The sequence below is a fragment of the uncultured Gemella sp. genome, assembly GCF_963525165.1.
In the GTDB taxonomy this organism is placed as follows: Bacteria; Bacillota; Bacilli; order Staphylococcales; family Gemellaceae; genus Gemella.
In genome coordinates this window covers 18,333-37,994 of record NZ_CAURJN010000019.1, presented here as the reverse complement: position 1 = coordinate 37,994, position 19,662 = coordinate 18,333, and the positions used below count along the sequence as shown (strand labels likewise).

Here is a 19,662-nt window from a genome sequence, read left to right as displayed (position 1 = left end):
GTATCAGAAACATCAGTTGAAAAAGGTAAACTTACAGAAGGTGCAACAAATGTTAATTATATTTACCATAAAGTAGTTACAAAATATATAGATGAAAATGGTAAAGAAATTAAATCACCTGAAAAAGGAAGAACTGATAAGAAAGATATTCCAGAGTATACTTTCAAAGAAACTAAGAAAGATGAAAATGGAAATACAGTTCATGTGTATACTAAGAAAACACCATTAACACCAGAACAAAGTAAAATAACAATCTGGACAGATGAAAAAGGAAATCCAATTAGATCTGAAAAAGGTACAAAAGGACATGGAACAGTACCAGGATATGAATTTGTAAGAACAACAGTAGATAAAGATGGAAATACAGTACATATCTTCAAGAAAATACCGTCAACACCAGAGCAAAGCAAAATAACAATCTGGACAGATGAAAAAGGAAATCCAATTAGATCTGAAAAAGGTACAAAAGGACATGGAACAGTACCAGGATATGAATTTGTAAGAACAACAGTAGATAAAGATGGCAATACAGTACATATCTTCAGAAAATCTACGTCAGTGGTGTCAACACCAACAAATCCACAAGATGAAAAAGTTGTACCTAAAGTTCAAACAAAACGTTTAGCGAATACAGGAACAACAGAAAATAATACAGGTGTGGCTGGATTTGGTCTAGCTGTACTTGGAGGTTTATTAGTTGCAACAAAACGTCGTAAAGATAAATAATCATACTAAATAAACTAAGAAAAAGGGTCGTATAGTAAATCCGGGGCTGGAATTTTTTCCATGCCCCGGATTTACTATACAACCTGAAAAAGAAGCCGTGGTTAATGGCTTCTTTTTGTATATTATTATTATTATTATTATTAGCATAACCTATGCTAGCAAGTCTCTCCACCTCAAGATGAACCAGCTCCTGCTGTACAACCATAACAGTGCATACCAGTGACAATTCTACGTACACCTGTATGATTATCTACAAGTTGACTCACATGGTTAACTTCACCAGAGATTTTAAGTTTTTCAATATAGTTAAAGTCACAATCATATAAAGATCCGTCAGGACCAACAGAAATCATGTTTCTACACATAAGTCCTGGTAATGTTGCAGGATTATATGCTTTAAAAAGTTTATTCATATATCCTTCATATAAATCTTCTCTATATAAAAATTCAGAGAATCTTCCTATAGGATTGTTTGTTATTGCGAATAGGTTATTAAAGACAATTTCAAAATTGTCATATAGTTTTTTCTTATACGTTTTTTCTAGTGCTTCTTGTTTAGGAGGTAAAAATGCTCCATTAGGGTTATAGACTAGGTTTAAGATAAGGTCTTCTTCTTTTCCGTAACCTAGTTCATTTAGTCTTCGTAGTACTTCTATTGACTTAGGAAAAACACCTTTTCCACGTTGCTTAGCTACGACCTTTTCGTTGTAATAGGGTAGAGATGCTACTACTTGAACTTTTAAGTCACGATATAGTTCTGGTATGTCTCTATAAGCTGGAACATCAAGGATGATTAGATTTGTTCTTACAATTATAGTTTTAGCGTACTTAGAAATTTCTTTTAAAAACCATCTGAAGTTTGGATTCATCTCAGGCGCACCACCTGTAATATCCATTGTTTTATATTTACCAACTTTGAATGCTTCAATTATCTGTTCAAAAGTTTCTCGAACCATATTATTTTTTCTTGTAGGTCCACCATCAACGTGACAGTGACTACATGTAATATTGCATAAACTACCTACGTTAATTTGCATAACTTCAGGAAATTCTTCAGTTAATAAATATTGTTTTTCCTCAACTTGGTCGAAAAATTTAGGAATATTTAACTTAGTCATATCAATACTAATTTGTTAATTTATCCGATAATTCTTTACTTTGAAGACCATGTACAAGAGTAATACCAGCTTTCATTGCGGCTGCAACGTGTATAGCTTCTGCGATTTGATCTTGATCACAGCCTTCTTCTAAACAAGTACTAGTATAAGCATCAATACAATAAGGACAAGCTTCAGCATGAGCTACAGCAAGTGCGATAAGAGCTTTTTCACGAGTTGTTAATTCGCCTTCAGCCATTACATTACCGTAGTAATTCATAAAGTTTTTCCAGTAATCAGGTGCGTCTTCACCAAATTTCCCTTCACCAAATTCTATTAAATGTTTCTTTTTAAAATAATCTGCCATATTTATTCTCTCCTTTAAAAATTTGTATATAATTTTATTATAAGTTAGTTTGCATAAATAATCAATGAAATTGTCCGATTTATGGGAGTGACTCAAAAATCGTGATTTCGGAGAAATTGATTTTGTCGAGTCACCACCGCACAGTTTATTAGATATCTAAAAAGCTTTTATAAAGCGAATTTAGATATCAATAAACCACTGCGTCTATGAGTTCTCATATGAACTTTGTTATATTTTAGGACTTTTGGATCAGCCCCTCAACTAAAATATAATTCTAAAAAACATCAAATCAGTTATCTTACGTCTTTATACATGTTTGCTATTTCTTCAACTGGCACACCGCGTCGATACATTTTCTGATATTGTTGCATTTGCCACATTGTTTTTACAGTATGATTTTTATATCTTCTCGTGGATGTCGTGATAGGGGAGTCAATTACTGTAATTTTATAACTAAGTGCACTTAAATCTTCAGAGAGTTTATAATCTTCCATTAAAGGCATATCTTTATATCCTCCAACTTCTTCAAATACTTTCTTTGATAGAAATATCGCTTGATCCCCAAAGGCAAGGTTAGTAATACTTGCACGCATATTAGAAACAAGAGAATTTACCCACATAGGAAAGCTACTTGGATAGAATCTAATCTTTAGACAGCCGACTTCAGTAGGGCAGGCAAGTACTTTTTCTATTACATCTTTTTGAAGTACACTATCACAATGAACAAACCACAGAATATCCCCTTTAGCAATTTTCGCACCATAATTCATCTGATTTGCTCGTCCTTTTTTATCCGATAAGTGATATGCGTAACCGAAATAAGAAAGTTCATCTAGGATTTCTTTTGTCTTATCTGTCGAACCTCCATCAACAAAAAGTACCTCATGTTCTTTTATATTATGCAAACAATACAGATTATAGACAAAATCACGTATTGTTTTTTCTTCGTTATAAATTGGCACAATAATAGTAATCATAAATACACTCCTAAAATAATAATTAATATAATTATAACATGTAACAAAGTATTTCGAAATGATATTTACCTTTAAACTTAGGATTTAAAGTAGTTTTAATAAAAAATATAAGAAATTACAAAATAATTATTGACAAAGTAACTGTATCTATCGTATAATCACAGTAGATACAAGAAAACGTTTTTAATATCTAATTGAATTATACAAATTAATTTTAAAAGAATTAATAAGGAGGAGTATGATGGATATAAAAATTTCTAATATGTCATCTGTTCCGATTTATCAACAGGTGGCTACACAAATAAAGAGTAGTATTCTTAATGGTAGTTTAAAATGCAATGATCAATTACCTTCTATTAGAAGCTTATCTAAAGAGCTAGAAGTAGGTATAATAACAGTAAAAAAATCATATGAAGTATTATTACAAGAAGAACTCATATATTCTAAAGGAGCTGTGGGATATTTTGTAAATGATATAGATTTAGCTACTGTATTATCTATAAAAAAAGAAGAGTATTTAGTTGAACTAAAGGTAATAATTGATAATGCTATTAATGATGGACTTAATATAGAAGATATTAAGGATATAGTTGATAAAGTATTGGAGGAAAAAATTTATGATAAAAGTGAATAATTTACAGATTAATAAAAAGTCATTTCAACTAGGTCCTATAGATTTGGAGTTAGAAGGTGGATATGTGTATGCAATAACAGGTAATAGTGGGAGTGGTAAAACACTATTTCTTCAAACACTATTAGGAGCAATCTCATCGGATAAAAATGCAATTAGCTATAACAATTTGAACTTTCAACAAAATGCAGTAGAAATTAAGAAACTATATTCATATGTTGCTGATAAACCATTGTTTTCAGACACTTTACAGGTAAATGAGGTTTTATATAAAATATCTAAATTAGATGAAAGATTTAATATAGATAAATGTTTTGAATTTCTAAATAAACAAAAAATTGTTCTTCATAGTAAAATATATGAATTGTCTCAAGGGGAGAGGAAAATATTATTATTTTCAATAGGATATTTTACTATATCTAGAATATTAGTATTAGATAATCCATTTTCTGGAGTAGGATTAATAGCTAAAAAAGAAATATTAAATCTTCTAAGAGATTATATGGATGAAAATAAAATGATTATTCTTGTAACTGAAGATCCTTTAGTGATAAAGAGTTTAGCAGATTATATAATTGTTTTAGAAAATGGAAGAATTAATACTAAAGAAGATATAGTAGAGCTACAAGAAAGATTTAACACTACAGATATAGAAAATATTTTGCTTTCTATTATGAAAGGAGAGAACTCAAATGTATAAACAAAAATACGATACAAACTTTGGAGCAATTTGGAATTTAATTTCAAATAGAAATTATAAGAAACCCTTATTATATAAGAGTTTATATTTACTATATTATTTTATTACCATAACTTTAGTGCTTGAGTTATTGTTTCATAAAACTTATATAATTTTAGCTGTTATTAGTACAATAATTATTGTGATAAATGGAAGAAAATACGATGATTCTGAACAACAATTTATTGAATATCTACCTATTTCATTAAAAGATAAAGTAAGATATATTTACTATACAACTTATATAACTTTATTCTTTGGCGGAATAATATCTCTTGTATTAGATTATATTTATCGTAAAGTTAATCCTATTGAATACCTATATGCAATAATAGTAGTTATAGCATTATCAAATTTTGCTGTAATCCAAATGATTAAGACAAAAATAACACTAATATACTTCTTTATATATGATATTATTATTTATCAATTTATAGTAGGAATCTTTCGATTTTCTTTAGTGCCTTTTAGTGGATATATAGGTCCAAAATATGATAATACGCAATTTAGTTTAATAAAATTAGCACTATTAATAGTAATCACATTGTTATATTACTTTGTTAGCGTAAATATTTTATTAGCTCATAATAGAGAAAATAAACGAGTAGATAAAAAGTATAAAGGAAAACTTGTTTTAATTCTGTTCCTTTTAATAAGTACAAGTGTCTTAAAAATTTATACATTTGAAGCTAATATGTTCTTTGAAGGAATTAAAGAAGGAACTAAAGATGCAACTAGAGTAGAATTAGTAAATACTTATAATGAAACCAAGTAAGGTTAAGCAAGCATAAAACGAAAATAAAAGAATATAAGAAAGCTAGTGATTTAGTACTGAAAATAGTGTTAGTCATAGCTTTTTTATTTATGTTATAGTGAGGTAGGGAAAGAACAAAAAAAGAAGACTTGGTTAACCAAATCTTCTTTGTATTAATAATTCTTATTTGAATTCTGCTGTGTTAACACGAACTCCAGGACCCATAGTTGTAGTTACAGCTACAGATTTGAAGTAAGTTCCTTTAGCAGCAGCTGGTTTAGCTTTAGCTAAAGCGTCTTGAACAGCGTTGAAGTTTTCAACTAAGTCTTCAGTTGAGAATGAAACTTTACCGATTGGAGTGTGAACAACACCAGCTTTTTCAGCACGGTATTCAACTTTACCAGCTTTGATTTCATTAACAGCTTTAGTAACGTCCATAGTTACAGTACCAGTTTTAGGGTTTGGCATTAATCCTTTAGGTCCTAATACACGACCGATTTTACCAACTTCTCCCATCATGTCTGGAGTAGCTACGATTACGTCAAAATCAAACCAACCTTGTTGGATTTTAGTGATGTATTCACCTTGTCCTACGTAGTCAGCTCCTGCTGCTTCAGCTTCTGCTGCTTTATCACCTTTAGCAAAAACTAAAACTTTAGCAGTTTTACCAGTTCCTTTAGGAAGAACTACTGCTCCACGAACTTGTTGGTCGTTTTTACGAGTGTCAACTCCTAAACGGAATGCAACTTCTACAGTTGCGTCAAAATTAACTGTGCTTGTTTTTTTAGCTAATTCGATTGCTTCTACTACAGAGTATAGACTAGAAGAATCTACTAATTTAGCTGCTTCAAGATATTTTTTACCTTTTTTTGCCATTATAATTATCCTCCTATTCTCCTATTAAGATACCCATACTTCTTGCAGTACCTTCAATCATACGCATTGCTGCTTCTACAGAAGCTGCGTTTAAGTCAGCCATTTTAAGTTCAGCGATTTCTTGAACTTGAGCTTTTGAAACTGTAGCAACTTTGTCACGGTTAGGTACAGAAGATGCTTTTTCAATTTTAGCTGCTTTTTTAAGTAATACTGGTGCAGGTGGTGTTTTAGTAATGAAAGTAAATGAACGGTCTTCATATACTGAGATTACTACTGGAATAATTAATCCTGCTTGGTCTTGTGTACGAGCATTGAATTCTTTACAGAATCCCATGATGTTTACACCAGCTTGACCTAACGCTGGACCAACTGGTGGAGCTGGATTAGCTTTACCTGCTGGTACTTGTAATTTAACAACTTTTATAACTTTTTTAGCCACGATAAAACCTCCTATATATTTTTCGTGATGTGGTCATTTGAACGTCTTTGAATTTTTCGTTCTCCCACTCAATCAAGTTTTGTATTTTTACATACTTGAATATAATATCACACTGGATAAGTAATTGCAAGTATTTTATTAAGTTTTTTCAAAAAAACTTATCTTTAGTAAAAATAATTCTACTTTTATTGAGTAGATATTAAAATAATACAACTAAGTCTCTTAAAATTCAAGTGATAATGTGAAGTATTTAATAATGATATGTAGTAAAATTAAAAGAAAAATATAAATGCCTAATATGTATAGAAGAAAAGTTTTTCTAAACCGGGATTTTCCCTGAGTGAACTATTGACTTTTTACCGTAGGTGGTGTAGAATTGTAATTATGGTATGTAACAAATTGTTGATATTTAAATATTAACAAAATAGTGATATCATAATAAAATTTTTTCAAAATAGAAAGAGGTTGCAAGATGATTTATGGAATAATCAGTGTTGCAGCTTTACTTGTTGGACTTTTAGTTGGATATGTTATTTCGAAAAATTCTATTCAAAAGAAATTAGAATTATCTAAGCAAGACGCCGATTATATTATAGGTGAGGCAAGAAAAGAAGCTAGATATATAGTTGAAAAAGAAACAACTATAGCTAAAAAAGAAGCTGAAGAGATAATTAACATTGCAAATAAAGAAGCAGAATTTAAAAAACTAGATATTCAAAGACAAGAAGATAGAATCGTTCAAAAAGAATCTTCATTAGAACGTCAAACAGAGCTTTTAAATAAAAAAGACGAATTGTTAAGTTCAAGAGAGATGAAATTGGAAGAGAAATCTCAATTACTTGAAGAAAAAAGTACTGAGGTTAATCAACTTAAGATTCAACAAGAAACAGAGTTGCAAAGAATTGCAAACTTAACAGAAGAACAAGCTCGTGAAGAGATTATGGCCGCAGTAGAAACTGATATGGCTAAAGATATGGCAATATATATAAGAAATAAAGAACTAGAGGCGAAAAGCGTCGCTGATAAACGTGCAAAAGAACTTATCGTTCAATCATTGCAACGTTTTGCTACAGATGTAGTAAGTGAAACTACTGTGTCTGTTGTAGATCTTCCAAGTGATGATATGAAAGGTCGTATTATCGGACGTGAAGGAAGAAATATTCGTACTTTAGAAACATTAACAGGTGTAGACTTAATTATTGATGATACTCCGGAAGCGGTTATCCTTTCTGGATATGATCCAATTCGTCGTGAAATTGCTAAAACAGCAATTAAGTCACTTATTGATGATGGTCGTATTCACCCTTCAAAAATTGAGGAAGCTGTTGATAAAGCGCGTAAGAATATTGATCAAGTTATTCGTGATGCAGGAGAACAAGCCACATTTGACCTTGGAATCCATAATATGCATCCTGACTTAGTAAAAATCGTTGGTAAGTTAAAATATAGAACAAGTTATGGTCAAAATGGACTACAACACTCTATGGAAGTAGCGTATATCGCAGGACTTATTGCAGCTGAGTTAGACTTAGATGTTGCAACAGCACGTCGTGCAGGATTGCTTCATGATATTGGGAAAGCACTTGATCATGAAATTGAAGGTTCGCATGTTGAAATTGGTGTAGCATTAGCTCTTAAATATAAAGAGAATGCGATTGTAGTAAATGCAATAGCATCACACCATGGTGATACTGAACCAACACATCCGATTTCTGTTATTGTTGCCACAGCGGATGCACTTTCTGCATCACGTCCAGGGGCTCGAAGAGAGTCATTAGAAAACTATATTAAACGTCTACAAAAACTTGAAGAAATTGCAAATGAACACAAAGGTGTAGAGAAAACATTTGCTATTCAAGCAGGTCGTGAGATTCGTGTAATCGTAAATCCAGAAGAGGTAGATGATACAAAAACTTACAAAATTGCCAAAGAAGTTAAAAATAAAATCGAAGAAACGATGCAATACCCAGGGAACATTAAAGTTAATGTTATTCGTGAGGTTAGAGCAGTTAAGGTTGCAAGATAGTAAATTAAGCGATTGGAAATTATCCAATCGCTTTTTTATGTCGAATTATAAAGTCGAGGGTTCGTGTTTTCTGCTAATATTATGGCTGTAATTATATTAATAGATTAGTTTGTAATATTAATGATAAATTTATAGATGTAGAATAATTGCAATTTTCCAAGCGAAATATTATAAATAGAAACATAGTTTAGTGCTAATAATTTTGAGTTTAATTAGCTTGTAAATTGAACGAATATAATTATTTTTAGTAAAGTTTTTGGGTTAAAGAACAGTGTTGTAATTTTATGTATCGTGTATGGTGATAAGAATAATTTAAATATTAAAAAATATAAGAAATAAAAAAAACGTTTTATATAGAGCAGTTTTATTAATTTATTGATAAACAAATGATAATATATTTGATGATTTTATCAAAAATTCGAATATAGCACTTTGTTAAATTATATGTATTTTAATAAAATCTGTATTAAAACAGTGTTGAAAAAATATCCTTGTTATTGTATAATTTTTATTGTAGATATAGAACAGTTATTATCTATGTAATTATTATAAATTTTTAAGGAGAGTGTTATTATGACAAACACTGTAGAATCTAAAGCATTTTTAGAGCCTCAAGAAGTTTATGAACTTACTATTAAAAAAGGTACTGCTAAAGCAACTGCAGGTCTTAAATATATGTTAAGTTTAGGTTTCTTAGGTGGGGCATTTATCGGGGTAGGATTTTTAGCTTTACTTCGTGTATCAGGATCAATTCCTAAAGAATTTGGAGGAATTGGTGCATTACTTGGAGCATCTGTTTTCCCAATCGGACTTATTTGTATTTTAGTAGGTGGCGGAGAGTTAGTTACAGGTAATATGATGGCTGTAACTGTTGCGTGGTTTAATAAGAAAATTAGTTTTAAACTGTTGGCTAAAAACATGGTAGTTATTACATTTGCTAACCTTGTTGGTTCTCTAGTTATTGCTTATTTCTTAGGACATTTGACTGGTTTAACTGGTGGAGCAATTGCTGCTAAAACTATTTCAGCTGGTGAATCAAAAGTATACTTAACATTCTGGCAAGTATTCTTCTCAGCTGTAGGTTGTAACTGGCTAGTAGGTATGGCAGTATGGTTAAACTTCGCTGCTAAAGATGTAGGTAGTAAAATGTTTGGTGTATGGTTCCCAATTATGACTTTCGTTGCTATTGGATTCCAACACTTGGTTGCGAACATGTTCGCAATCCCAGCTGCAATGTTTGAAGGTGCAAATATCTCAGTTTTACAATTCGTTCAAAACATGGGAACAGTATTTTTAGGTAACTTTGTAGGAGCTGTTACTTTAGTTTCTGCTCTATACACATTTGCTTATAAAAAATAATAATAGAGAAAATTTAAAATCCTTTAAATAACAAAAAATGAAGTAGGAGATAATTCCATACTTCATTTTTTTGTTAACTTACAAGGTGATATTTGTTAGATTCAGTTTTATATAACAGATTTAAAATAATAGTATATAAATCTTATGAAAAGATAATATAAAAAAGATTCCAAATTACTAAACTTGGAATCTTTAATTTATATTAGTCTTCTACTTTTACAACCCAACCGAATTTATCTTCAACTTTACCTAATTGGATACCTGTAAGTAGGTTATAGATTTTTTGAGTCCATTCTCCAGGTTTATTATCAGTGATAAGTTCTAATTTTTTAGTACCATCGAATAATTCTCCAACTGGAGCGATTACTGCTGCAGTACCGCATAGGAATACTTCTTCAAGTTTCCCATTATCGTAAGCTTCATAAACTTCTTCAAGTGAAAGTTTTCTTTCTTCAACTTTTTCACCTAGAGATTTAAGTAATTCTAATACTGAGGCACGAGTAATACCTGGAAGGATAGAACCATTTAATTCTGGTGTAACAAATGTTCCATCGATTTTGAAGAAGATATTCATTGCTCCACCTTCTTCGATGTATTTTTGTTCAACTCCATCTAGCCATAATGATTGAGAGTAGCCTAGTTCTTGAGCTTTCTTTTGACCTTTAAGAGATCCAGCATAGTTACCTGCTGTTTTAGCGAATCCAAATCCACCACGTACAGCACGTACATATTCATGTTCTACGAAGATTTTGTTTGGTTGTAATCCTGCTTTGAAGTAGCTTCCTGATGGTGATAAGATAATTACGAATTTAACTTCGTTATTTGGGTGTACTCCAAGTGCTTCTTCGGCACCGTATAAGAAAGGTCTAACGTATAATGAAGTACCTTCAGATTTTGGAATCCATTCTTTATCGATAGAGATTAATTTTTTAAGAGCAGCTAATGCGAATTCTTCGTCTAATTCAGGCAGAGCGATACGGTCTGAAGACTTGTTTAAACGTTTGAAGTTTTGTTCTGGACGGAATAAAACTGCTTCTCCATTGGCATTATATGCTTTCATACCTTCGAAAACACTTTGCCCGTAGTGTAACACGTTTAATGCAGGTGACATTGGGATTGGACCATAAGGAACGATTCTTGGATCGTACCACCCTTTATCAGAAGACCAATCCATAACGAACATATGGTCTGTAAAGACTGTACCAAATCCTAATTTATCATCAGGTGTTTTTTCTTTTGGAGTAGATGTAAGTTCTACTCGGATATCATTTACTGTTAATTTTGTCATAGTTATATTTCTCCTTATCTTTTAAAACAATTAATTTTTAATGTGTTAGAGATATTATAATACTAATCAACTATTTTTTCAATACTTTTCTTTAAATTTTCTGAAATTTTATACAAAATATCCGATATTTCATCTTGAAAAGTGATTGAAAATAATTTAAAATGTTATATAGACATTGTTGATAAATTTATCTAATATTCTAGATACTAATTTAATTTTTATTTAAAATATGTTACAATATTAGAAATGTTATTTTAGCAATGTATTTATTAAAAAAGAAAGGTAGATACTTATATGGAAATTAAAAAATCATTAGAAAATAAATTTAACACATCTTTAGCAAATTTAACAGGATCTCCAATCAGAGAATTTGATGCATTTGCTTCAACGATTGAAGGAATTATTAAGTTAACATTAGGAGAGCCTGACTTTGATACTGCCGAAGAGGTTAAAGAAGCAGCAAAAGTTGCTTTAGATAATAATAGAACACACTATTCAGTGAACAATGGTATTGAGCCATTAAGAGTAGCGTGGGCTAAAAACTTAGAAAAAAGATATAATTTAAAATACAGTTCAGATGAAGTTATCGTAACAATTGGTGCTTCTGCGGCAATAGAACATACTATCTCTGCTGTTACAAATCAAGGGGATACTATTTTAGTAGTAACACCGTACTTCTCAGCTTATGAGGGAGTAGGTATTTTAAATAAATGTAATATTAAATTTATTGACACAGCTGATAATGGCTTCAAAGTTCGTCCAAGTGATTTAGAAAAAGCTCTAGAAGAGAATAAAGATGCAAAAGCAATTTTAATCAACTATCCAAACAACCCAAGTGGTGTTTCTTATACTAGAGAAGAAGTTAAAGAAATTGCTGATGTATTAGGAAGATATGACATTTTTGTACTTAGTGATGAGATTTATGGAGATATTACGTATAATTATAAACACACATCACTAGCTGAGTTTATTCCAGAACAGACTGTTTTAATTAGTGGATTATCTAAATCTCATGCTATGACAGGATGGCGTATTGGATTTATTGCAGCTCCTCAAGCGATGATTAGAAAAATCGGTGTTTTCCATCTGTTTACAGTATCTGGAGCTCCAACATTTATTCAAGATGCTGCTGTAGTAGCTTTATCAGATGACAATGTAGATAAATATAATAATCATATGATTGAAACTTATAGAGAAAGAAAAGATTATATGGTTCCAAGACTTCGTGAATTAGGTTTTGAAATTCCTGAAATTGATGGTGCATTTTATATCTTTGCCAAAATTCCAGCGAAATATAGAGAACTTGGTGCGATGGAGTTTTGTAAATTATTAGCGAAAGAGGCTCGTGTTGGGGTTATCCCTGGGACAGCATTTGGGAAAGCATACAATGACTTCTTTAGAATTAGTTATGCTACAAGCATGGAAAATATAAAAGAAGCCGTTGAAAGAATTTCTCAATTCATGAATAAATAATTACAATAATAGAAGAAAGGTTATTCAAATGAAAGGAAAATTCATAACAGTAGAAGGTTCAGACGGTTCAGGTAAAACGAGCTTTATCAACTTTGCTACAGAGTATTTGAAAGAAAAGGGATATAAAGTAATAACAACACGTGAGCCTGGTGGGACAGAGTTTAGCGAGAAGGTGAGAGAACTACTTTTTGATAGTTCAAATGATATCGATGCTAAGACTGAAAGTCTACTGTTTTGTGCTAGTCGACGTGATCACATCGTAAAAAAAATATTACCGCATGTAAATGATGGATATATTGTAATATGTGATCGTTTTGTTGATAGCTCGGTTGCTTATCAATCTTATGGTCGAGGACTTTCGAAACAAGATATTCTAGATATTAATGCATATGCAACAGATAATCTTGAACCAGATTTGACTCTATATTTTTGTGTAGATGTTGAAGTTGGGCTAGCACGTACAAAAAATAGAGATGACAATAACCGAATGGATCAAGAAAGTCTTGATTTTTACAAAAATGTCAAACGCGGTTATGATGATCTTTCAAAAGAAAATACCGAGCGCATTAAGGTAATTGATGCAAGTGATACATACGAGAATGTGCAAAAACAAGCACTTTCTATATTGGAAGGATTTTTAAACAATGAACTTTAGTAAAGATACAATTGTAATAAAATCTTTAACAAATACATTAAAAACAAATAAACTATCCCATGCCTATTTAGTAGTAGGTGAGGATAGTTTATATTGTGATGAGTTTATTTTGAGTTTTGTTAAAGCAATTTTTTGTTTAGAAAATAAAGATAAAGAATTTTATAGCTGTGAAGATTGTAAAAACTGTAATAGTATAAATCATGGAAATTATGTTGATTTTTATAAATTATCAAGTGAAACTTCAATAAAAAAAGAAGAAATTCAAACTTTAAAATCTGATTTGAGTGTAAAATCATTTTATGGTAAGAAGATTTACTGGATAAAAGATATCGAAAAAATGACAGAGCAAGCAGCAAACAGCTTACTTAAATTTTTAGAAGAACCAGAAGACGACATTATAGCTATTCTTAGTTGTAAAAATATTAGCGCTGTACTACCGACGATTATTTCACGTTGTCAACAGATTAAATTAATTGGACAAAGTGAAAATATTGAGATTGAACAGAATGAAGAGTTAATAAATATTACTAAAGAATATGTAAAAAGATATATGAGAAAACCTCATCTTGCTAATATTTATCTGTTGGAAAAATTAAAATTTAAAGATGAAGTAGTAGAGTTTTTCAAATATTTAAATATGGAAGTTTCTAAGAGCTACAGCGATGAAATCGTAAGTGATGTTGTTAATATTAGTAAGGTACAGGAAAAAATACTTCAAGCACTATCAGACTTGAATGGGAATGTTAATGCAACATTGGTGCTGGAAAAATTTGTCTTTACTGTTTTATTGGATAATAATAATTTAGAAATTTTAACAAGAGGTTAGTATGGAAGATAATTTGAGAGTTGATACAGTTTCTAAAAATTTTAAAATATTACAAAAAGTTGATCATTATAGTATGTCAACAGACTCTTTTTTATTACCATATTTTTCCAATGTGCCGAGAAGTTTTAAGAAGAATATTATAGAACTTTGCAGTGGGAATGGTGGTATCTCAATAATTCTTAGAGAGAAGTCTGATGCAAAGATAGAAATGTTAGAAATTCAAGAAGACTTAGTTGAACTGAGTAAAAAAAGTTTAGAGTTAAATGATATTACTAATGTAGCTGTGCGAAATGGTGATATAAAAAATGTAAAAGATTATTATAAACCATCATCTTTCGACTATGTAATTTGTAATCCTCCGTATTTTCCTGTTGAGAATATGCCGAATCAACGTAAAAAATTTAATCACAATATTTCACGTCATGAATTATTATGTAATCTTAGTGATGTAGTCCAGGCGATTAGATATTTAGTTAAACAAAATGGAAAGTTTGCACTAGTTCATAGAACTTATAGAATAAGTGATATCATCTCTGAATGTGAGAAAAATGGTTTAGCAATTAAGCGAATAAGATTTGTATATAGTAAACCTTCAAGTGAAAATAGTAAAATAGTATTAATTGAGGGTAGTATCTCTAAGGTTAGTGATATTAAAGTAGAGCAGCCATTTTATATTTATAATGAAGATGGAAGTTATACTGATGAAATGAAGAAAGTGTACGGAATTTATGAGTAGTTTTATGTATATAGTTGAGTGTTGTGACAAAACTTGGTATACTGGATATACAACGGATATTGTTAGAAGGATAAAAACTCATAATGCCAAAAAAGGTGCAAAATACACAAGGGTGAGAGTACCTGTAAAACTTATATATTTTGAAGAGTTTGAAACTAAAAGTGAAGCTACGAGTGCAGAAAGTCTATTCAAAAAACGTACTCGTAGAAGTAAAGAAGAGTATATTTTACTTAATTTGAATACAGAAAAAAAGCAAAAAATAAAAGAATTTAATATGAAAATAAAGGAAAAATAACTATGTTATATTTAGTGGGAACACCAATAGGCAATTTGGAAGATATTACATTAAGAGCTCTTAGAGTGCTAAAAGAAGCGGATATTATAGCTTGTGAAGATACAAGAAATACTCAGAAGTTATTGAATCATTATGAAGTGAAGAGTAAAAAACTCCTTAGTTATCATGAGCATAATGAAGATAAAATGAGTGATAAAATAATTGAATACTTAGAAGATGGGTTAGACGTAGCATTAGTAACTGATGCAGGTATGCCATGTATTTCCGATCCAGGATATGTACTTGTAGAGAAGGTAAAGCGTGCAGGACTAGATGTTGTTGTTTTACCAGGTGCTAATGCTGGGCTTACAGCATTGGTAGCTAGTGGGATAGAATCTTATAACTATACTTTTTATGGATTTTTACCGAGAAAAAGTAAAGAACTTAAGCAAAAGTTAGAAATTATTTTAAGCTCAAAGACAACGGGTATTTTGTATGAAAGTCCACATAGGGTAAAAAATTTAGTAGAAGAGATTGCTAAGATTGCACCAACAAGAAAAATTGCAGTAGCGAGAGAACTTACGAAGATGTTTGAACAAATTGAAACATATGAAGCTGGTGTGATATTAGAAATGTTAGGTGGAGAGATTAAGGAAAAAGGGGAATTTGTTGTTATTATTTCTCCATTAAAAGATGAAGAACAGACAGAATTTAATCTTGATGATATTGTAGAAATAATCTATAAAAAAGTCCAAAGTGGTGAGAAAAAATCAGAAGCTATCAAAAATACTGCTAAAGAACATGGCATAAATAAAAAAGAGGTTTATAGTTTGTATCATGAAAAATATGATTAGTTTCATAGCTATAAATATATTAATAGTGGTGTTTCTAATTGCCGCAATACATATGAAAATATTTTTCCTACCATTAACATTTTTTGTATTCCTAAATATATATATGATTTATAGAAGAAGTTCAGAGTTGGATAAAAATGAACAGAAGAAAAAAATTATGTTGCATAATGTAAAGAACTCTTTGGGAGTGATACTCGGTTATACAGAAGCGCATAATGATGAATTAATTACTAAAGAAGAACTAGATGAAAGAATTAATGAGGAAATTCAAGAGATAGTTTCAATGATAAAAGACGAGATTTATAAATAAGTCTCGTCTTTTTGTATTGCTTGATAAATATGTGAGAGAATCGGTAAAATAGATTTCCCGGAAACTTTGATTTTTGAGGCATTTCTACCAGTATATTATTCAATGCAGTTATTAATAATTCTTTGATTTTCTCTAGATTTTTTTCTGCGTTTTTTCCAAGTGTTAGCAGAGAAGAATACTATTAGTGGCATTAATTCCAAACGTCCTAGTAACATTGATACAGATAAAACCATTTTTGTAAAGTACGGTATTTCTGAGAAGTTACTCATAGGACCGTAGTGATTGAATGCTGGACCAGCATTACTGATTGATGTCACCGTTAAAGAAATAGCATCTTCAAAGTCATTAATTTGGAATGTTATTAGGAACAAAATAATAACATAGACAAATCCGAATAAAAGAAGATAGTTAGACAATGGAGTAGTATCTTTAACTACTTTACCATCTATCTTGAACATTGTTATTTTTCGTGGATTTAGTGCTTTACTTATACTTTGTTTAGCATTTTTAACGAAGAAAATTAGACGTGGAATTTTAATTCCTCCGGCAGTACCACCAGTACAACCACCAACAATCATAAGAATTAGTATTATCATTTTAGAAAATACAGGCCAAATATTAAAATCGTTATAAGTGAATCCAGTAGTCGAAACAACTGATGAAACAGTAAAGAATACATCCAGCAAACTATGATTAGGAGTATCGTAAGAACGATAAATATCTAAAAACATAATTATAGAAAGGATAGATATCATACCGAAAAACCAACGTAACTCTTCACTTTTTAGTATTTTAAAGTATCTTTTGAATACAACGAAATATATTAAGCTAAGATTCATAGAAAAAATTAGCATGAAAATAGCTATAACTACAGTAATATATGTACTATTATAATATGCTATTCCGGCATTTTTCACAGCGAATCCTCCAGTTCCAGCTGTAGAGAAGGCTAGATTTATACTATCAAAAACTCCGATTCCACCTAGTAATAATAAAAAAAATAAAATTACTGTAAGAGCAATATATATCCCGTATAGGTAGATTGCAGTTTGCTTCATTGAAGATACTACTTTACCGAAGTATGGACCAGGGACTTCAGCTTTTGCTATATGAATAGTATGAGGTGAACGTGGGAGAATTGCTAATGCAAATACGATAACCCCCATACCTCCGATGAAATGTGTAAAACTACGCCAAAATAACAAACTCTTTTCTATTGATTCTACATCTTGTAATATAGTTGATCCTGTCGTAGTGAATCCACTAACTGTCTCAAAGAAACTATCTATATAATGTGGAATTTCTCCAGATAAATAAAATGGAAGAGCTCCAAGTATAGAAAAGACAATCCAGGTTAGGGTTACAATTACATATCCTTCTCTTTTATAAAAATCACGTTCAGTAACATCTTTTGTAAAAAAATGTATAATTAGTGATAAAATAAAACAAATCATAATTGTACTGAAAAATGAATTAGTAATTTTAATGGGTTCATGATAAATCACTGATACTATTGTTGGTAAAATTAATAAAGCAGCTAAGAGCATTATCATCTTACCAACAACGTGAAAGACCATTTTAAAATTCATAGATTACCTCCTTGCAAGAATATCATCGATATGTTCAAGTTTATGTTCATAACTTACTACAACGACATTATCATTTACCATTATTTCATCTTCACCGTTAGGGAAAATTTGTTTGTTATTACGGATTATAAAGGCGATAAGCATATTGTCGTTAATATCAAGATTTTTAAGTTTAGTGCCTATAACTTTAGCATTTTCACTTGTAATTTTAAACTCTATAACTTCAGCTTTATTATTAGCTATACGATAATAATTTTCTATGTCTGAAGCACGACTACCTTGTAATGACTTAGTGTATTTCTTGATTATATTACTCACAATTTCTTTAGGTGTAATGTATGAATATTGTCCGATATCTTCAGCGATTTGTTTAAGAGAAGCACGATTTACTTTTGCGACAGTTTTTTTAATACCTAGTTTATGAGCATATAGATTAATTATAATATTCTCCTCATCAAGTCCTGTAAGAGAAATACAACTATCAAATGTTTGAATACCTTCTTCGATTAATGTATCTCGATCACTTCCGTCAGCCCAAATAACATCGATTTCAGGGAATATTTCACTTAGGGATATTGCCTTCTCTTTATCTATTTCAATTACTTTAGTGTAGAAAGATGCTTTTTGTAAAAATTCTACAAGATAATAAGCAACTTTTCCTGCCCCAATGATTAAAGATGAAGTTACTTTTTTCTCAAGATTTTCTTTATTTCCTAAAAGTTTATAGAATTTTTTTAAATTTTTATTAGACGCGGTAATATGAACTTTATCGCCAACTTCAAAGATATAATTTCCTCGAGGGACAAATACTTCTCCTTGTCTTTCAACAAGGCAAACTAATGAAGGGAAATCAATAATTTTTTTACTTTCAATAAGGGATACACCTTTAAGTACACTGTTTTCATTAATTATTACTTCTAAGATATTAAATTTATTAGCAGAAAAACTTTCTACTTTTATAGCTGTAGGGTATTTCAGCATATAGAAAATTTGTTTTGCTGCTTCGTATTCAGGGTTAACCATAAGATCAATCCCTAGAGATTGTTTTATAAACTCTTTTGTTTTAGAATATTCAGGATTACGTATTCGTGCAATTGTATATTTAGAACCTATTTGTTTTGCAGCGATACATGAAATCATATTTATTTCATCGCTTGTAGTTACTGATATAAACATATCTGCATTAGCTGCATCAGCTTCTAATAATATGTCAGAATTTGCACCATTACCGACTAATCCGTTAATATCATATGTTTCAACGAGCTTTTCAACACGACGCTCATTTGTGTCAATAATTGTTACTTCATCAAATGTGTTAGAAAAATCAGCGCAAAGAAGTTCACCGACTTTACCACCACCGACTATAATTACTTTCACTTTAATACTCCTTTTTGAAATGATATTCCTATTATAACCTAAAATATGATAAAATGCTATAAGCTTGTAGCTATGTCTTGATTTAGTAATAATATAAAAAGTTATCTGTTGGTTGTTTTACACAACTAGATATTATGATTTTATAAAATTAATTATGGGAAGAAATAGTTTAAAAAAAATAACTTTAAAAGATAATTTAAATTCATGATAAAACTATTAATTTATAAAAAATGAATTAGTGAAAGTATAAAATAATAGTTTAGTCTTTATTATATTTATTGTACTTCTA

At 30.3% G+C, this 19,662-nt stretch carries 21 protein-coding genes; 13 read left to right on the top strand and 8 right to left on the bottom strand.

Annotated features, from left to right (window positions below; all coding sequences use genetic code 11):
* Window positions 1–726 (top strand): MucBP domain-containing protein (locus RWQ74_RS05235; protein ID WP_314397223.1); only part of this gene is annotated, 726 nt, incomplete at its 5' end.
* A 173-nt stretch (window positions 727–899) separates the two neighbouring features.
* On the opposite strand, the gene arsS is transcribed toward RWQ74_RS05235, so the two are convergent.
* From arsS to RWQ74_RS05220, 3 genes are all read right to left on the bottom strand, one after another.
* Window positions 900–1,844 carry an arsenosugar biosynthesis radical SAM (seleno)protein ArsS gene (gene arsS / locus RWQ74_RS05230; protein WP_314397222.1) on the bottom strand — a complete coding sequence of 315 codons (945 nt, stop codon included), beginning with the start codon at window positions 1,842–1,844 and terminating at the stop codon, window positions 900–902.
* Between the two features lie 7 nt (window positions 1,845–1,851).
* On the bottom strand, window positions 1,852–2,190 hold the full coding sequence (locus tag RWQ74_RS05225) for an arsenosugar biosynthesis-associated peroxidase-like protein (protein WP_003144831.1): 339 nt from the start codon (window positions 2,188–2,190) through the stop codon (window positions 1,852–1,854).
* A 293-nt stretch (window positions 2,191–2,483) separates the two neighbouring features.
* Entirely contained in the window at window positions 2,484–3,167 is a 684-nt protein-coding gene (locus tag RWQ74_RS05220; protein WP_314397221.1) for a TIGR04283 family arsenosugar biosynthesis glycosyltransferase, read from the bottom strand.
* A 241-nt stretch (window positions 3,168–3,408) separates the two neighbouring features.
* Between RWQ74_RS05220 and RWQ74_RS05215 the strand changes: the two genes are divergently transcribed.
* Genes RWQ74_RS05215 through RWQ74_RS05205 form a run of 3 tightly spaced genes read left to right on the top strand, consistent with a single transcriptional unit; the run spans window position 3,409 to window position 5,312 of the window.
* A complete protein-coding gene (locus tag RWQ74_RS05215) occupies window positions 3,409–3,801 on the top strand; it encodes a GntR family transcriptional regulator (protein ID WP_299322651.1) in 393 nt (130 codons plus the stop codon).
* Window positions 3,785–4,498, top strand: a complete 714-nt coding sequence (locus tag RWQ74_RS05210; RefSeq protein ID WP_314397220.1) for an ATP-binding cassette domain-containing protein — start codon at window positions 3,785–3,787, stop codon at window positions 4,496–4,498. The genes RWQ74_RS05215 and RWQ74_RS05210 overlap by 17 nt, the downstream gene beginning before the upstream one ends.
* Entirely contained in the window at window positions 4,491–5,312 is an 822-nt protein-coding gene (locus tag RWQ74_RS05205; protein WP_314397219.1) for a hypothetical protein, read from the top strand. The genes RWQ74_RS05210 and RWQ74_RS05205 overlap by 8 nt, the downstream gene beginning before the upstream one ends.
* Window positions 5,313–5,474: 162 nt before the next feature.
* On the opposite strand, the gene rplA is transcribed toward RWQ74_RS05205, so the two are convergent.
* Complete coding sequence (gene rplA, locus RWQ74_RS05200) at window positions 5,475–6,167, bottom strand: 50S ribosomal protein L1 (RefSeq protein WP_003144761.1); 693 nt, start codon at window positions 6,165–6,167, stop codon at window positions 5,475–5,477.
* Between the two features lie 13 nt (window positions 6,168–6,180).
* On the bottom strand, window positions 6,181–6,606 hold the full coding sequence (gene rplK / locus RWQ74_RS05195; RefSeq protein ID WP_003144801.1) for a 50S ribosomal protein L11: 426 nt from the start codon (window positions 6,604–6,606) through the stop codon (window positions 6,181–6,183).
* A gap of 472 nt (window positions 6,607–7,078) precedes the next feature.
* Between rplK and rny the strand changes: the two genes are divergently transcribed.
* Both rny and RWQ74_RS05185 read left to right on the top strand, forming a co-directional pair.
* Window positions 7,079–8,632 (top strand): ribonuclease Y, encoded by a 1,554-nt coding sequence (gene rny / locus RWQ74_RS05190; protein WP_314397218.1) that lies wholly within the window; start codon window positions 7,079–7,081, stop codon window positions 8,630–8,632.
* 573 nt (window positions 8,633–9,205) lie between these two features.
* Window positions 9,206–9,991 carry a formate/nitrite transporter family protein gene (locus RWQ74_RS05185; RefSeq protein ID WP_314397217.1) on the top strand — a complete coding sequence of 262 codons (786 nt, stop codon included), beginning with the start codon at window positions 9,206–9,208 and terminating at the stop codon, window positions 9,989–9,991.
* Between the two features lie 202 nt (window positions 9,992–10,193).
* On the opposite strand, the gene RWQ74_RS05180 is transcribed toward RWQ74_RS05185, so the two are convergent.
* A complete protein-coding gene (locus RWQ74_RS05180) occupies window positions 10,194–11,279 on the bottom strand; it encodes a branched-chain amino acid aminotransferase (RefSeq protein WP_314397216.1) in 1,086 nt (361 codons plus the stop codon).
* A 294-nt stretch (window positions 11,280–11,573) separates the two neighbouring features.
* Between RWQ74_RS05180 and RWQ74_RS05175 the strand changes: the two genes are divergently transcribed.
* The 7 genes from RWQ74_RS05175 to RWQ74_RS05145 are packed head-to-tail and all read left to right on the top strand — an operon-like array spanning window position 11,574 to window position 16,407.
* On the top strand, window positions 11,574–12,752 hold the full coding sequence (locus RWQ74_RS05175; RefSeq protein ID WP_314397215.1) for an aminotransferase class I/II-fold pyridoxal phosphate-dependent enzyme: 1,179 nt from the start codon (window positions 11,574–11,576) through the stop codon (window positions 12,750–12,752).
* A 28-nt stretch (window positions 12,753–12,780) separates the two neighbouring features.
* Window positions 12,781–13,407: a dTMP kinase gene (gene tmk, locus RWQ74_RS05170; RefSeq protein ID WP_314397214.1), complete on the top strand. Its 627-nt coding sequence runs from the start codon at window positions 12,781–12,783 to the stop codon at window positions 13,405–13,407.
* Complete coding sequence (locus RWQ74_RS05165) at window positions 13,397–14,233, top strand: DNA polymerase III subunit delta' (protein ID WP_314397213.1); 837 nt, start codon at window positions 13,397–13,399, stop codon at window positions 14,231–14,233. The genes tmk and RWQ74_RS05165 overlap by 11 nt, the downstream gene beginning before the upstream one ends.
* 1 nt (window position 14,234) lies before the next feature.
* The gene (locus RWQ74_RS05160) at window positions 14,235–14,969 is read left to right on the top strand and encodes a methyltransferase domain-containing protein (RefSeq protein WP_314397212.1); all 735 of its coding nucleotides are present in this window, start codon (window positions 14,235–14,237) and stop codon (window positions 14,967–14,969) included.
* A complete protein-coding gene (locus RWQ74_RS05155; RefSeq protein WP_314397211.1) occupies window positions 14,962–15,264 on the top strand; it encodes a GIY-YIG nuclease family protein in 303 nt (100 codons plus the stop codon). Before RWQ74_RS05160 ends, RWQ74_RS05155 begins: the two co-directional genes overlap by 8 nt.
* Window positions 15,261–16,097, top strand: a complete 837-nt coding sequence (gene rsmI / locus RWQ74_RS05150) for a 16S rRNA (cytidine(1402)-2'-O)-methyltransferase (RefSeq protein WP_314397224.1) — start codon at window positions 15,261–15,263, stop codon at window positions 16,095–16,097. Before RWQ74_RS05155 ends, rsmI begins: the two co-directional genes overlap by 4 nt.
* Window positions 16,081–16,407 (top strand): hypothetical protein, encoded by a 327-nt coding sequence (locus tag RWQ74_RS05145; protein ID WP_314160395.1) that lies wholly within the window; start codon window positions 16,081–16,083, stop codon window positions 16,405–16,407. The genes rsmI and RWQ74_RS05145 overlap by 17 nt, the downstream gene beginning before the upstream one ends.
* A gap of 95 nt (window positions 16,408–16,502) precedes the next feature.
* Here RWQ74_RS05145 and RWQ74_RS05140 read toward each other — a convergent pair whose 3' ends face one another.
* Window positions 16,503–17,996, bottom strand: coding sequence for a TrkH family potassium uptake protein (locus RWQ74_RS05140; RefSeq protein WP_314397210.1), 1,494 nt, complete (start codon window positions 17,994–17,996; stop codon window positions 16,503–16,505).
* 3 nt (window positions 17,997–17,999) lie between these two features.
* Window positions 18,000–19,373 (bottom strand): Trk system potassium transporter TrkA, encoded by a 1,374-nt coding sequence (gene trkA, locus RWQ74_RS05135; protein ID WP_314397209.1) that lies wholly within the window; start codon window positions 19,371–19,373, stop codon window positions 18,000–18,002.
* Window positions 19,374–19,662 lie beyond the last annotated feature (289 nt).

Coding starts and splice junctions, on each gene's coding strand:
- RWQ74_RS05145 (WP_314160395.1), top strand. CDS start 16,081: ATGAAAAATATGATTAGTTTCATAGCTATAAATATATTAATAGTGGTG.
- RWQ74_RS05165 (WP_314397213.1), top strand. CDS start 13,397: ATGAACTTTAGTAAAGATACAATTGTAATAAAATCTTTAACAAATACA.
- RWQ74_RS05210 (WP_314397220.1), top strand. CDS start 3,785: ATGATAAAAGTGAATAATTTACAGATTAATAAAAAGTCATTTCAACTA.
- RWQ74_RS05160 (WP_314397212.1), top strand. CDS start 14,235: ATGGAAGATAATTTGAGAGTTGATACAGTTTCTAAAAATTTTAAAATA.
- RWQ74_RS05155 (WP_314397211.1), top strand. CDS start 14,962: ATGAGTAGTTTTATGTATATAGTTGAGTGTTGTGACAAAACTTGGTAT.
- RWQ74_RS05140 (WP_314397210.1), bottom strand. CDS start 17,996: ATGAATTTTAAAATGGTCTTTCACGTTGTTGGTAAGATGATAATGCTC.
- arsS (WP_314397222.1), bottom strand. CDS start 1,844: ATGACTAAGTTAAATATTCCTAAATTTTTCGACCAAGTTGAGGAAAAA.
- rplA (WP_003144761.1), bottom strand. CDS start 6,167: ATGGCAAAAAAAGGTAAAAAATATCTTGAAGCAGCTAAATTAGTAGAT.
- RWQ74_RS05185 (WP_314397217.1), top strand. CDS start 9,206: ATGACAAACACTGTAGAATCTAAAGCATTTTTAGAGCCTCAAGAAGTT.
- RWQ74_RS05225 (WP_003144831.1), bottom strand. CDS start 2,190: ATGGCAGATTATTTTAAAAAGAAACATTTAATAGAATTTGGTGAAGGG.
- tmk (WP_314397214.1), top strand. CDS start 12,781: ATGAAAGGAAAATTCATAACAGTAGAAGGTTCAGACGGTTCAGGTAAA.
- RWQ74_RS05180 (WP_314397216.1), bottom strand. CDS start 11,279: ATGACAAAATTAACAGTAAATGATATCCGAGTAGAACTTACATCTACT.
- RWQ74_RS05220 (WP_314397221.1), bottom strand. CDS start 3,167: ATGATTACTATTATTGTGCCAATTTATAACGAAGAAAAAACAATACGT.
- RWQ74_RS05215 (WP_299322651.1), top strand. CDS start 3,409: ATGGATATAAAAATTTCTAATATGTCATCTGTTCCGATTTATCAACAG.
- rny (WP_314397218.1), top strand. CDS start 7,079: ATGATTTATGGAATAATCAGTGTTGCAGCTTTACTTGTTGGACTTTTA.
- RWQ74_RS05205 (WP_314397219.1), top strand. CDS start 4,491: ATGTATAAACAAAAATACGATACAAACTTTGGAGCAATTTGGAATTTA.
- RWQ74_RS05175 (WP_314397215.1), top strand. CDS start 11,574: ATGGAAATTAAAAAATCATTAGAAAATAAATTTAACACATCTTTAGCA.